The organism is Algibacter pacificus, from assembly GCF_008033385.1.
Lineage (GTDB): Bacteria > Bacteroidota > Bacteroidia > Flavobacteriales > Flavobacteriaceae > Algibacter > Algibacter pacificus.
Genome location: NZ_VOGY01000002.1, coordinates 295538 through 309848, shown reverse-complemented (window position 1 = coordinate 309848; position 14311 = coordinate 295538). Strand labels below are relative to the sequence as shown.

At 34.1% G+C, this 14311-nt stretch carries 13 protein-coding genes; 11 read left to right on the top strand and 2 right to left on the bottom strand.

The genetic code is table 11. The features are described from left to right. Positions 1-17: 17 nt before the first annotated feature. From FQU21_RS04385 to FQU21_RS04355, 7 genes are all read left to right on the top strand, one after another. The gene (locus FQU21_RS04385) at positions 18-932 is read left to right on the top strand and encodes a geranylgeranylglycerol-phosphate geranylgeranyltransferase (protein ID WP_147676772.1); all 915 of its coding nucleotides are present in this window, start codon (positions 18-20) and stop codon (positions 930-932) included. A gap of 141 nt (positions 933-1073) precedes the next feature. Beyond that, positions 1074-1670 carry a Maf-like protein gene (locus tag FQU21_RS04380; RefSeq protein ID WP_147676771.1) on the top strand — a complete coding sequence of 199 codons (597 nt, stop codon included), beginning with the start codon at positions 1074-1076 and terminating at the stop codon, positions 1668-1670. 61 nt (positions 1671-1731) lie between these two features. Then, positions 1732-2277, top strand: a complete 546-nt coding sequence (locus tag FQU21_RS04375) for a mechanosensitive ion channel domain-containing protein (protein WP_147676770.1) — start codon at positions 1732-1734, stop codon at positions 2275-2277. Between the two features lie 47 nt (positions 2278-2324). Next, positions 2325-3392, top strand: coding sequence for a magnesium/cobalt transporter CorA (gene corA, locus FQU21_RS04370; RefSeq protein WP_147676769.1), 1068 nt, complete (start codon positions 2325-2327; stop codon positions 3390-3392). A gap of 122 nt (positions 3393-3514) precedes the next feature. After that, complete coding sequence (locus tag FQU21_RS04365) at positions 3515-6040, top strand: PIG-L family deacetylase (RefSeq protein ID WP_147676768.1); 2526 nt, start codon at positions 3515-3517, stop codon at positions 6038-6040. A gap of 116 nt (positions 6041-6156) precedes the next feature. Then, positions 6157-7869, top strand: coding sequence for a sodium:solute symporter family protein (locus FQU21_RS04360; protein ID WP_147676767.1), 1713 nt, complete (start codon positions 6157-6159; stop codon positions 7867-7869). Further along, on the top strand, positions 7847-8833 hold the full coding sequence (locus FQU21_RS04355; protein ID WP_147676766.1) for a Gfo/Idh/MocA family protein: 987 nt from the start codon (positions 7847-7849) through the stop codon (positions 8831-8833). The genes FQU21_RS04360 and FQU21_RS04355 overlap by 23 nt, the downstream gene beginning before the upstream one ends. A gap of 101 nt (positions 8834-8934) precedes the next feature. On the opposite strand, the gene FQU21_RS04350 is transcribed toward FQU21_RS04355, so the two are convergent. Further along, positions 8935-9699, bottom strand: a complete 765-nt coding sequence (locus FQU21_RS04350) for a TIGR02757 family protein (protein WP_147676941.1) — start codon at positions 9697-9699, stop codon at positions 8935-8937. Positions 9700-9805: 106 nt separating this feature from the next. Between FQU21_RS04350 and FQU21_RS04345 the strand changes: the two genes are divergently transcribed. Further along, positions 9806-10972 (top strand): MFS transporter, encoded by a 1167-nt coding sequence (locus FQU21_RS04345; protein ID WP_147676765.1) that lies wholly within the window; start codon positions 9806-9808, stop codon positions 10970-10972. On the opposite strand, the gene FQU21_RS04340 is transcribed toward FQU21_RS04345, so the two are convergent. Continuing rightward, the gene (locus FQU21_RS04340; RefSeq protein ID WP_147676764.1) at positions 10969-11631 is read right to left on the bottom strand and encodes an ABC transporter ATP-binding protein; all 663 of its coding nucleotides are present in this window, start codon (positions 11629-11631) and stop codon (positions 10969-10971) included. The two genes, FQU21_RS04345 and FQU21_RS04340, sit on opposite strands and share 4 nt — an antisense overlap. A 126-nt stretch (positions 11632-11757) precedes the next feature. On the opposite strand from FQU21_RS04340, the gene folE reads away from it, so the two are divergent. From folE to lpdA, 3 genes are all read left to right on the top strand, one after another. Continuing rightward, positions 11758-12345 (top strand): GTP cyclohydrolase I FolE, encoded by a 588-nt coding sequence (gene folE / locus FQU21_RS04335; protein ID WP_147676763.1) that lies wholly within the window; start codon positions 11758-11760, stop codon positions 12343-12345. Between the two features lie 47 nt (positions 12346-12392). Then, complete coding sequence (locus FQU21_RS04330) at positions 12393-12677, top strand: hypothetical protein (protein WP_147676762.1); 285 nt, start codon at positions 12393-12395, stop codon at positions 12675-12677. Positions 12678-12813: 136 nt separating this feature from the next. Then, positions 12814-14214 carry a dihydrolipoyl dehydrogenase gene (gene lpdA, locus FQU21_RS04325; RefSeq protein WP_147676761.1) on the top strand — a complete coding sequence of 467 codons (1401 nt, stop codon included), beginning with the start codon at positions 12814-12816 and terminating at the stop codon, positions 14212-14214. Positions 14215-14311: the final 97 nt, after the last annotated feature.

The following is a 14311-nucleotide window of genomic DNA, read 5'->3' as shown; positions in this document are numbered from 1 at the left end:
ATGGTTTTAACTGAAAGATGCTTAGCGTTTTAAACCTAATTCGTTGGAAGAATTTATTACTAATTGCTTTGGTGCAATTGCTAATAAAATATGCGCTTTTGGAACCTTTTGGGGTGGCTATAAGTTTGAATGGTTTTGGGATATTTCTTTTAATTTTTGCTACTATTTGTATTGCGGCTGCTGGAAATATTATTAATGATATTTATGATGTTGAAACAGATTTTATAAACAAACCCGATAAGCTGATTATCGGACAGTCTATTTCCGAAAAAACAGCTTACAACGCCTTTATTATTTTAAATATGGTTGGTGTTGGCGCTGGGTTTTATCTATCGCATTGGGTTGGAAAAAGTGCTTTTTTTTCAATTTTTGTGATTATTTCAGCACTACTTTATGTGTATGCCACGTATTTAAAACGACAAATTTTAATAGGCAATATTATTATTTCAATTTTAGTGGCTTTAAGTATTTTAATTGTCGGTATTTTTGAATTACTCCCAGCACTTACCATAGAAAACAGAGCGATCCAGCTTACTTTTTTTAAAATAATTTTAGACTATGCCTTTTTTGCTTTTCTATTAAATTTATTACGAGAAATTGTTAAAGATTTGGAAGATATTAATGGGGATTATAAAGCAGGCATGAACACTTTACCTATTGCAATTGGTAGGCAGCGCACCACTAATATTTTGTTTGTTTTATCGTTAATTCCGTTATTTTTAATTGTTTATTATATTGTAAATTCGCTATATAAAAATACCGTTGCAGTAATTTATTTTATATTTTTAATTGTGGGGCCACTTATTTTAGTGAGTGCAAAATTGTTTAGGGCTAAGTCGAAAAAGGATTATTATTTCATTAGTAATTTACTTAAAATAGTGATGCTTTTGGGTGTATTATCTTTATTGATATATTATTTCAATATGAAGTAGTCTGCTTTGTGAAATTTAAAACACCTCTCTAAGCATACTAATTAATTCGTGAATTCGTGGCTAAAAATTCACAAAAGATAAAGCGCAAGTTCTAACCACATTTGAAACCTATGAATCACTTCAAATCCAAAAATCATTAACATGTTAAAAGATCGCTTAAAAAATCATCATATTATATTGGCTTCGGGATCACCTCGCCGCCAAGAATTCTTTAAAAATTTAGGTTTAGATTTCGAAATTCGATTAAAACCTGTAGTAGAAGAATACCCTACCCGATTATCTCATTTTGAAATTAGCGATTATTTATCGCAACTAAAAGCGCTTCCTTTTAAAGAAGAGTTACGGGAAAACGATATATTAATTACCAGCGACACTATTGTTTGGCACAACAATAAAGCCTTAGGAAAACCAAAGGATGAAACTGATGCCTTCCAGATTTTAAAATCGTTGAGTAATGCCACGCACGAGGTAATTACTTCGGTTTGTTTTACCACAAAAAAATCTCAAAAAACATTGTATGCCAGCACAAAAGTGACATTTAAAGGGTTTACAGATGAAGAAATTCTATACTATATAAAAACCGCACAACCTTTTGATAAAGCTGGGGCTTACGGTATTCAGGAATGGATAGGCCAAATTGGTGTCACCAAACTCGAAGGTTCCTATTTTAATGTTATGGGTTTACCAACGCATTTGGTTTACAAAACGCTTAACGATATGGCTGAAAAGTCTTTATAAATAAAAAAATACGCGAGACCGATTCTAACGTATCTTTACTGCTCATTTTAATCCTAAACTTATGACGTTTTTTAAAACTTTTGAAAACGAATTAATACAAACAGCCATTGTGCTTATCGTGTTATTTATTGTTCGGTATGCTTTTCATTTTGCCATTACTAAATTAGGACGTAAAAGTGGAATTAACGACGCTCGAATTCGGTTAATTCGTCGTTACGTTACCGTTACATTGCTATTAATTACCGTTTTAATTGAATCTTTTATATTTGGTGCTAAATTCGAAGATTTGGCGGTTATTTTTTCTTCCGTTTTTGCCGTTATCGGGATTGCTATGTTTGCCATTTGGTCTATTTTAAGTAATATTACTTCGGGCATTATTATGTTTTTCAACTTCCCTTATAAAGTGGGCGACAAAATTGAAATACATGATAAAGATTTCCCTATACAAGCTATAATTGAAGATATTCGTGCGTTTCAAATTCATTTAAGATTAGATAATGGGAATTTAGTAACTTACCCTAATAATTTAATGCTTCAAAAAGCGGTCACTTTAATTAAAAAAGATGCCATCGAAAATGCTTTCGACGAGGGTATTGATGCAGTTTAAATTATTTTATATCTAACTAAATTTGAGACCAATACCTATTTTCCGTTATGGCTAAAACAAGAAAACATAATTATAAGAAAAAAGCAGGACAAGTTCCAGGAACGCCCATTTATACAGGTTATAAATCTTCAGAAAAACTATTTATTGAAGTCTTTGATTACAATGAAAAACGCTTTACTGAAAAACATTTAACCGATGTTTCGGAAACCATACAATACAAAGGTAGCGACTCTATTACTTGGATAAATTTAAATGGATTAAACCATGTAAAACAAATTGAAAAACTAAGCACCCATTATGATTTTCATCCCCTTGTTTTGGAAGATATTGTAAACATTTCCCAAAGGCCAAAAATTGATGAATATGATAATTATTTATTCGTAGTACTTAAAATGTTGTACTATGACAATAATGAAAAAATTATTTCGGAACAGGTTAGTTTTATTTTAGGAAAAGACCATGTATTGTCTTTTCAAGAATCTGAAGGCGATGTTTTTGATGCGGTAAGAGACCGCATAAGAAACGCCAAAGGCCGTGTTAGAACCATGAATTCCGATTACTTACTTTATGTGCTAATCGATGCCGTGGTAGATTACTACTTCAACATTATCGAAATATTAGGCGATAAAATTGAGGATTTTGAAACCGATATTTTCAACGGAAATGCCACTGACGATGTCAGCCAAAACATTCAAAATTTAAAGCGTGAAATTTTAAAAGTACGCCGAGCTATTTTTCCGCTTCGCGATGTTATCAATCGTATTGAAAAAACGGATAATGCATTAATTTCAAAACAAACCTTAAACTACTACCGCGATGTTTACGACCATTTAATTCAAGTGGCAGAAAACATCGATATTTATCGCGAAATGATTTGGAGTTTAATGGATATGTACATGACCACCATTAGTAATAAAATGAACGAAGTGATGAAAGTACTAACCATTATGGCGTCTATTTTTATCCCCTTAACTTTTATTGCCGGTATTTACGGTATGAATTTCGATAATATTCCGGAACTTCACTATCAAAATGCCTATTATGTTCTTTGGGGAGTTATGATTGCTATTTTTATTGGAATGCTTATTTATTTTAAGAAAAAGAAATGGCTTTAACCGTTTTAAAACCTATAAAATGAATCAACTTCAATCACCAAAAACATACGTTAAAGAAACATTAAAACTATCTATCCCCTTACAATCTTTGTTATATTTGAGTTTTAGCTAACTCTATTTTTATGCAAAGCCCAAAGTACTATTTTTTATTACTCGTTTTAACAGTGTCCCTCTTACAGGCACAAAAACCAAAAACTCCTACATCGACAGAAATCTACGAATCGCTTCAAAAATTAAATTTTTTAGGTTCTGTTTTATATGTTGCTGCTCATCCGGATGACGAAAACACCAAGTTAATTTCATACTTTTCTAACCAAATAAAGGCGCGCACCGCCTACCTTTCTTTAACTCGTGGCGACGGCGGACAAAATTTAATTGGCCCAGAAATAAGAGAATTATTAGGGGTTATTAGAACCCAAGAATTATTGGCTGCCCGTCGCGTTGATGGTGGTGAACAATTTTTCTCTAGAGCCAACGATTTTGGCTATTCTAAACAGCCCGACGAAACTTTAGATATTTGGAATAAAAACGACGTTTTAAGTGATGTGGTTTTAGCCATTCGCAAGTTTAAACCCGACGTTATTATTAATAGATTCGACCATAGAACACCAGGTACAACACACGGTCACCACACGAGTTCGGCTATGTTAAGCGTTGAAGCTTTCGATTTAGCAAATGATAATACCGCTTTTCCAAACCAATTAAACCAAACGTCTTTATGGCAGCCAAAACGTTTGTTTTACAACACGAGTTGGTGGGCTTACGGCAGTGAAGAAAAATTTAATAAAGTCGATAAAAGTAAGATGTTAACTTTAGATGTTGGCGTGTATTACCCATTAAAAGGACTATCGAACAACGAAGTTGCCGCACAAGCCCGAAGTCAGCATTTATGCCAAGGTTTTGGTCGCACCTTAGAGCGCGGATCACAAACAGAATATATCGAGTTTTTAAAAGGAGATCCTTTAAGTGAAAATAAAGACATTTTCGAAGGCATTGACACCTCATGGAATCGTGTAAAAGGCGGTAAAGCCATTGGTGCTATTTTAAATGACGTCGAACATCATTTCAATTTCACTAATCCATCAGTCCATATTCCAAAATTAATGGAAGCCTATCAATTACTTCAAAATATTGAAGACGACCATTGGAAAACTCTAAAAACAAAAGAGTTAAAAACGGTTATAGAAATGTGTGCCGGTTTGTATTTAGAAGTATCGGCAAAAACCTATTGGGCTACTCAAAACGACATGGTTACTTTAAATATTGAAGTTTTAAACCGAAGCAATCAAAACATCAGTTTAGAAAGTATTAAAAATGCGAATGCTGTAGATATCTCAAAACATATTAATTTAAAAGAAAACACAAAATTTAACTTCAAAGAAACCTTTAAAGTTGGGAGTCACCAACAACCCTCATCACCTTATTGGCTTACAAAAAAAGGAACTTTAGGTATGTATCAAGTGGATGATACACGTTTAATTGGTTTACCCGAGACGCCACGAGTTTACAAAGTAGATTTCAATCTTCTTATCAATAACACGCCCATTACCTTTACTAAAAACGTGGTCTATCGTTTTTCTAAACCAGACAAAGGCGAATTGTATCGTCCTTTTGAAATTATCCCTGAAGTTTCAGCAAAAATTACAGAAAAGGTTATTATTTTAAATTCCGATGACCAACACGATATTTCTGTAGTTGTAAAAGCAGGCCGTGATAATTTAGAAGGATCGGTAGAAATTAATCACCCTAGCGATTGGAACATTTACCCGAAAAATCAAAAAATTTCTATTAAAAACAAAGGCGAAGAACAAACCTTAATATTTACAGTTATTCCACCAAAAACACAAAGCGAAGGTATTATTAATCCCGTTGTGCATGTTGGAGATAAAGATTACACGAAAGAATTAATCGAAATTAATTACGATCATATTCCAGCGCAAACCGTTTTACTACCAAGTGAAAGTAAAATTGTGCGTTTGGATATTAAAAAGAAAGGCGAGAACATTGCATATATTCAAGGCGCTGGCGATGTGGTTCCCGAAAGTTTACAACAAATAGGATATAACGTCCGTATCCTAAAACCCGAAGAAATCAATGCCGAAACCTTAAGTTATTTTGATGCGGTTGTTGTTGGTATTAGAGCTTATAATACCGTTGAAGATTTAAAATTTAAACAAGACTTACTCTTCGATTTTGTCGCTCAAGGCGGAAATATGATTGTCCAATACAACACAAATCGTGGTTTAAAAGTTAGCAATTTAGCACCATTTGAGTTGGAGCTTTCTCGTGATCGAGTTACGGATGAAACGGCCGAAGTAAAATTTATAACTCCAGAACATCCCATTTTAAATTACCCAAATAAAATTACCCAACACGATTTTGAAGGCTGGACACAAGAACGTGGGCTTTACTTTCCAAATAAATGGGCACCAGCCTTCACGCCTATTTTATCAATGCACGATAAAGGAGAATCTGCTAAAAAAGGAAGTTTATTGGTTGCTAAACATGGCAAAGGTTATTTTATTTACACCGGTTTAAGCTTTTTTAGAGAGTTTCCTGCTGGGGTTTCAGGAGCATATCGATTGTTTGCCAACATGCTTTCTATCGGGAAAGAGGATTTAAAATTAGACGCCAAAATAAACGATTAATTATGGAAGAAAAACAACCCAAAAAATATGTTTGGCTCAAACTATATTCTTTAGTTTTAATTGCAAACGCCATCTATTTCGTTCTGTTTTATTTTATAACCAAAGCCTTTTAATTTATGCAAACTTTAAATTGGATCGACTGGGTTGTACTTTGTGTCACCCTAATAGCGATAGTAGCTTACGGCACATACCAAACACGAGGCAGCCGGAATGTACAAGATTATTTAAAAGGTGGAAACACCTCAAAATGGTGGACCATTGGGCTTTCTGTAATGGCAACCCAAGCCAGTGCCATCACTTTTCTTTCAACACCGGGGCAAGCCTTTAACGACGGGATGGGATTTGTTCAGTTTTACTTTGGATTACCTATTGCCATGGTCGTTATTTGTATGGTTTTTATTCCGTTATACCACCGATTAAAAGTCTATACGGCCTACGAATTTTTAGAAAAACGCTTCGATTTAAAAACCCGAACATTAACCGCTATTTTGTTTTTAATTCAACGGGGCTTAGCAGCAGGCATTACCATTTTTGCACCTGCCATTATTCTATCGGTGGTTTTAGGCTGGGATTTATTAACACTTAATATTGTTATCGGTCTTTTGGTGATTATTTACACGGTTTCGGGAGGAACTCGTGCTGTAAACGTGACCCAAAAGCATCAAATGATTGTTATTTTTATTGGTATGCTAGTCGCCTTTTTCCTAATTGTTGATAAACTACCTCAAGATATTACTTTTAGCAAAGCATTAGATATTGCAGGGGCTAGCGGTAAAATGGAGGTCTTAGATTTTTCATTCAACTTGAATAATCGTTACACCTTTTGGAGTGGTATTATTGGCGGTACATTTTTAATGCTATCCTATTTTGGAACCGACCAAAGTCAAGTACAACGTTACCTTTCGGGGAAATCGGTTAAAGAAATGCAATTGGGTTTAATTTTTAACGGCCTTTTAAAAATTCCCATGCAATTCTTCATTTTATTAGTTGGTGTTATGGTTTTTGTGTTTTATCAATTTAATGAAGCACCGGTAAACTTTAATCCAACAGCCACGGAAGTTGTTTTAAACTCGCAATATGCTGAAGCCTATAAAACTCTTCAAAAGGAACAAACCTCTATTTTTAATGATAAGCAGAACATCATTGAATCTTTTATAAATTCTGATAATCCGGAAGCAGCAAAATATATTGCCACAGCAAATGAAGCCAATGACGACTTACGAAAAGAAGCTCGGGATTTAATTGACAAAGCTTCCGAAAGTGAAAATATAAAAATAGAAAGCAACGATAAAGATTATGTATTTATTCATTTTATTCTGAATAATTTACCTCGCGGATTAATCGGACTACTATTGGCCGTAATTTTGAGTGCCGCGATGTCCAGTACAGCTAGTGAATTAAACGCTTTAGGTTCTACAACCACCATTGATTTATACAAAAGAAACACCAGTGAAAAAACCGAAGAAGAGATGGTAAAAGCCTCTCGTTGGTTTACGTTTGGCTGGGGCATCATTGCCATTGGTGTGGCTTGCGTAGCTAATTTGGCAGAAAATTTAATTCAACTTGTAAATATTATTGGTTCTATTTTTTATGGTAACGTTTTAGGAGTGTTTTTGTTAGCCTTTTTCTTTAAATTTGTAAAAGGAAATGCCGTATTTATCGGTGCTATTATTACACAATTTATTGTCATTGCTCTCTATTTTTTAAACCTAAACAACGTTATTAATTTACCGTTTTTATGGTTAAATTTTGTGGGCTGTGCTATTGTAATCGCCATTTCATGTATCATTCAAATACTTATACCAAATGAAAAATCCATCAGAAATTAAAATCATAAACTGGGGCATTATTGGCCTAGGAAGTATTGCTAACAAATTTGCTACCGATTTATTAACTATTCCAGACGCCAAGCTATACGCCGTAGCATCTCGATCGCAAGATAAAGCCGATGCTTTTGCCGATAAATATAGTGCAACCAAAGCGTACGATAGTTATGAAGCCTTAGTAAAAGACGACAATATAGACGCCGTTTACATTGCCACACCACACGCTTTACACAAGGAAAACACCTTACTTTGTTTAGAGCATGGCATTGCTGTTTTATGTGAAAAACCATTCGCCATGAATTCTCAAGAAGTGAGCGATATGATAGCGATGTCTAAAGAAAAAAACGTGCTTTTAATGGAAGCGTTATGGACGTATTTCTTACCGCATTACCAATTTGTTTTAAATGAATTGAAAAATGAAACTTACGGCAAACTATTAAAAGTGGAAGCCGATTTTGGTTTCCATCGCGATTTTGATAATTCAGCCCGATTATTCAACAAATCCCTTGGTGGTGGTAGTTTACTCGATATTGGCATCTACCCCATTTTTGCAACATTATCGACTTTAGGACTTCCTGAAAATATGGAAGCCGATGCTACATTTTTCGACAATGGCGCTGATTCTACTTGCGAGATGACCTTTACTTATAAAACAGGTGAAACAGCCAAACTAAAAAGTACGCTTTTGGAAGATACGCCAACCGAAGCTATTTTTTATTGTGAAAACGGAACGATAAAAGTAAATACCATGTTCCACATGCCAACAACCGTTACAGTTACGACAAACAGCGAAGAAAAAACATTAGATTTTGGCTACAAAACTATTGGCTATAATTATGAAGCCATTCATTTTAATGACTTAATTAGAAACGGTAAAACCGAAAGTGATATCATGACTTTTGATTTTAGCGAGAAACTGATTAAAACCTTAGATGCCGTAAGAAAGCTTATTAAATTAGACTATTAAATCGTACAAACGATAATTAATAAAAAGTGTTTCAAAGTGTTTCTGTAAACGAATCTTTTGAAACACTTTTTATTTTAAATACATTTATAACTTCTTATTTTCTAAAACCCTTCAAAAACGCCTAAACCGAAAAGTGCAAAATCGTACTTTACAGGATCGGTTTTATCCAGAGTTCTTAAACTGGTATCTAATTCTAGAAGTGCTTTGGCATCGTTTTGCTTTCGGTGTAATAACCCCAATTTTCGTGCTACATTTCCAGAATGCACATCCAACGGACAAGATAATTGTGCGGGCGACAGGCTTTCCCAAATACCAAAATCCACCCCAGTGTTATCTTTACGTATCATCCATCTCAGGTACATATTAATCCGTTTCGCTGCCGATTTTCGTAACGGATCGCTCACATGTTTTTCGGTGCGTTTTAAATGATCTATTTCAAAAAAAGTACGTTTAAATTCGGAAATTGAATTTTGTAAAAAATCTGCATCGGCATGTTTAGCAAAAACAGCTTCTAGTCCGTTATGATTTTTATAAATATGTTGTAACGACTTTATAAACTGTACACAATCGTTGCCATTAAAGGTTCTATGCACAAAAGGTAGTAGTTTTTCTAAATCGGCTTTTGTATGATTTAAAACAAAATCGTGAGGCGTATTATCCAATAAATTCATCAACTTATTCGCATTATTAATAATACTTTTCCGGTTTCCCCAAGCAATCGTCGCAGCTAAAAATCCAGCGATTTCAATATCTTCCTTTTTCGAAAATTGATGCGGAATTTGAATAGGATCACTATCAATAAATTCCGGGCTGTTAAACTCGTAAACTTTAGCGTCTAAAAATTCTTTAAGCTCCGATTGAGACAATGCTTTTGATTGATTTTTCATAATAACACAAAGCTATTGTAATAAATTGACTTAACCTGCGTCTTAATCTCTAATTAAAGCTTAAATTTAGAACTTATATTTCCATATGAAGCAAACCAAGTCTATTTTACTCATTATTGTTTTTTCCCAATTTTGTTGTACCTCATTATGGTTCGCTACTAATGGTATTATTGAAGATTTGGTCAACAACTTTACTTTAAATCACTCGGCTTTAGGTCATTTATCCTCTGCCGTACAATTTGGTTTTATAATTGGTACGTTTTTTTTTGCACTTTTAACCATTACCGATCGCTTTTCACCATCCAAAGTTTTTTTTGCTAGTGCAATTATAGCTGCTCTGTTTAATCTAGGCATTGTTTTAGAAAACCACAATATTATAAGTTTATTAATTCTTCGTTTTGGAACAGGTTTTTTTCTTGCTGGCATTTATCCAGTGGGCATGAAAATTGCCGCCGATTATTTCGATAAAGGTTTAGGGAAATCTTTGGGGTATTTGGTGGGCGCATTAGTTCTAGGAACCGCTTTTCCTCATGTTTTAAAAGGTGTCGGTGGTTCCTTTTCTTGGCAACTTATTATTTATACCACCACAGCTTTAGCCATGTTTGGTGGCGCCATCATGGTACTATTAGTTCCCGATGGGCCTTATAGAAAACCGGTTACAGCGTTCGACAGCGCTGTGTTTTTCAACGTTTTTAAAGTTTCAAATTTCAGAAAAGCTGCTTTTGGTTATTTTGGTCACATGTGGGAATTATATACCTTTTGGGCTTTTGTTCCTATAATATTAAGCGCTTATTTAGAGCTGCATCCTCAGGCCAACTTTAATATATCCATGCTTAGTTTTGTAATCATAGCATCGGGAGGTTTAGCTTGTGTTATTTCTGGATATTTATCTCAAATTTATGGTTCTAAAAAAATAGGAGCTATAGCATTAATGCTTTCAGGACTTTGCTGTTTAGTGTCTCCAATATTTTTCAGCATCACAACCGAAACTATTTTTATATTATTTTTAGTGTTTTGGGGTATGGTAGTTGTTGCCGATTCTCCCCTGTTTTCAACATTAATAGCAAAAAATGTTAGCCCAAAACATAAAGGAACCGCATTAACAATTGTCAATTCTATCGGTTTTACAACAACCATTATTAGCATTCAAATTGCCAATATAATAATAGATGTAATTGCTATAAAATATCTATTTTTAAGTATAGCAATAGGCCCAATATTAGGTCTTGTTGGGCTTTTGAATAAAAATTAGTTTACAATTTTACCATCTACCATAGTTAGTTTTCTATCGGCTAGATTTGCAAGCTCTTCGTTGTGCGTAACAATTACAAACGTTTGTCCAAATTCGTCACGTAATTTAAAAAATAGACTGTGTAAATTTTCGGCAGATTCACTGTCTAAATTCCCCGAAGGTTCATCTGCAAAAATTAAATCCGGACTATTAATTAAAGCTCTCGCAACGGCAACACGCTGTTGTTCTCCACCCGATAATTCATTAGGTTTATGAGTGTAACGATGAGATAATCCTAAGAAATCTAATAATTCTTTTGCGCGTTTTTCAGCATCTTTTCTACTGGTTCCTTTTATAAATGCGGGTAAACATACGTTTTCAATAGCCGTAAACTCGGGTAATAATTGGTGAAACTGAAAAATAAAACCAATATGTTCGTTTCTAAATTTAGCTAAACCTTTATCATTAAGGCCTCCAATATTGATGTTGTTTATTATTAATTCAAAATCATCTTTGGATGATGCTTTATCTAACGTCCCTAAAATTTGCAGTAGTGTAGTTTTTCCAGCCCCAGACGCCCCTACTATAGAAACAATTTCACTTGGTTTTATATGCAGATCCACACCTTTTAAAACTTGTAAATCGCTGTAAAACTTCTGAATATTTTTTGCTCTAATCATCTCATTAAAATATAGCCGTGAATTTACTGCTTTATGTTGTGTTGTACAATTTTGATTCCTAATTTATTATTGACGTTTTTCTAAAAATTATATTTATTTTTGATAAATAATAGAAAAACCTAAAGGATGGCCTATAATAACTTTGAAGAATATAGTACAAAAACAACCCAAGACGTCACAAATAAATACAAAAGTATTATAGAAGAATTAGGGGAAGACACGCAGCGCGAAGGACTTCAAAAAACCCCAGAACGCGCTGCAAAAGCCATGCAGTTTTTAACCCAAGGCTACGATCAAGATCCTGTTAAAATTTTAAAAGGTGCTATGTTTAAGGAATCTTATAATGAAATGGTTATTGTAAAAGACATCGAATTATATTCCCTTTGCGAGCATCATATTTTACCTTTTTTCGGAAAGGTACACATTGCTTATATTCCAAATGGGCATATTGTTGGTTTAAGTAAACTACCTCGCATTGTTGATGTATTTGCTCGCCGTTTGCAAGTTCAAGAACGTTTAACTAAACAAATTTTAGACTGTATAAATGATACTTTAAAACCACAAGGGGTTGCTGTGGTAATAGAGGCATCGCACATGTGTATGATGATGCGTGGTGTGCAAAAACAAAACTCCATTACTACAACGTCTGGGTTTAGAGGACAATTTGAGAAAATTGAAACACGTAACGAATTTCTAAAACTAATAGGAAAATAATTTTTGGTATGTTTATTGTTTTAATGTAGTTAACAAAAACAAATTAAATGAACAAATACAAAAAATTAGGCTTAAGTATACTCTTAGATGCTGTTGGACTAATTTCTTTTACCATTCCAGGTTTTGGAGAATTTACAGATATCGTTTGGGCTCCTGTATCGGCATGGTTAATGACTAAGTTATACAAAGGAAAAACAGGTAAAATTGCCGCCGTAATCTCATTAGTTGAAGAAGCTGCTCCTGGTTTAGACATTATTCCAACCTTTACATTGATGTGGTTATACACCTACATTTTCAACTCTAAGAAAAGTATTTTTAAGGACATCAATTAACACATATTAAAAAAAATAAAACACACAAAACACTTAAATAGCTCTTCTACTTTTATATAGTTTTTTTTATTGACTTCCCATAAAACATTCGTATTTTTGATTTTCAAATCACAATGATAAATTTCAAAAATATATTATGAATTCATACGATGTAGCCATTATAGGCTCAGGTCCAGGAGGCTATGTAGCAGCCATTCGCTGTGCACAATTAGGAATGAAAACTGCAATTATTGAAAAATACAGTACCCTTGGAGGGACCTGTTTAAATGTTGGCTGTATCCCGAGTAAAGCCCTTTTAGATTCTTCTCACCATTATGAGGATGCCGTTAAACATTTTGAAGAACACGGTATTGAAATCCCTGGAGATATTAAAGTGAATTTAGAAAAAATGATAAACCGCAAACAAGCTGTTGTCGATCAAACAACCGGCGGAATTGATTTTTTAATGAAGAAAAACAACATTGATGTTTTTCAAGGGTTAGGCAGTTTTATAGACGCTACACATATTAAAATTACGGGAGAAGAAACTACCGAAATTGAAGCTAAAAATACCATTATAGCTACCGGAAGTAAACCATCTACCCTACCATTTATCACATTGGATAAAGAACGTGTTATCACTTCTACCGAAGCTTTAAAACTTAAAGAAATTCCAAAACACTTAATCGTAATTGGTGGCGGTGTTATTGGGTTAGAATTAGGACAAGTTTACAAACGTCTTGGGGCCGAAGTTTCAGTTATCGAATATATGGATCGTATTATTCCAACCATGGATGCCGGTTTATCAAAAGAGCTTAATAAAGTTTTAAAGAAACAAAAATTCAAAATAAACGCATCACACAAAGTAAAATCTGTGGAACGCGTTGGAGATGAAATTATCGTTAAAGCCGATAATAAAAAAGGAGAAGAAGTAGAATTTAAAGGCGATTACTGCTTAGTATCTGTTGGGCGCCATGCTTATACTGCAGGTTTAAATGCAGAAGCAGCAGGTGTTAAATTAACAGATCGAGGTTTGGTAGATGTTAACGAGCATTTACAAACAAGTACACCAAATATTTATGCTATTGGAGATGTTATTAAAGGAGCCATGCTAGCGCATAAAGCAGAAGAAGAAGGTACTTTTGTAGCCGAAACTATTGCAGGACAAAAACCACATATCGATTATAATTTAATTCCTGGTGTGGTTTACACATGGCCAGAAGTTGCTACCGTTGGTAAAACAGAAGCACAATTAAAAGAAGCAGGAGTGGCATACAAAATAGGACAATTTCCAATGCGTGCGTTAGGACGAAGTCGTGCCAGCATGGATTTAGATGGTTTTGTTAAAGTTTTAGCCGATGAAACTACCGATGAAATTTTAGGCGTACATATGGTTGGCGCTCGTGCTGCCGATATGATTGCTGAAGCGGTTGTGGCTATGGAATATCGTGCTTCTGCGGAAGATGTATCTCGTATGTCGCATGCCCACCCAACATTTACTGAAGCTATTAAAGAAGCCGCTTTAGCCGCAACAGAAAATAGAGCTTTACACATTTAAATAAAAGTAATTTTTTATCTATAGGCTGTCTAACAATTTGTTAGCAGCCTTTTTTAATATATATTATTTAAAAAACAATTTTTTTCGAACAATTTAT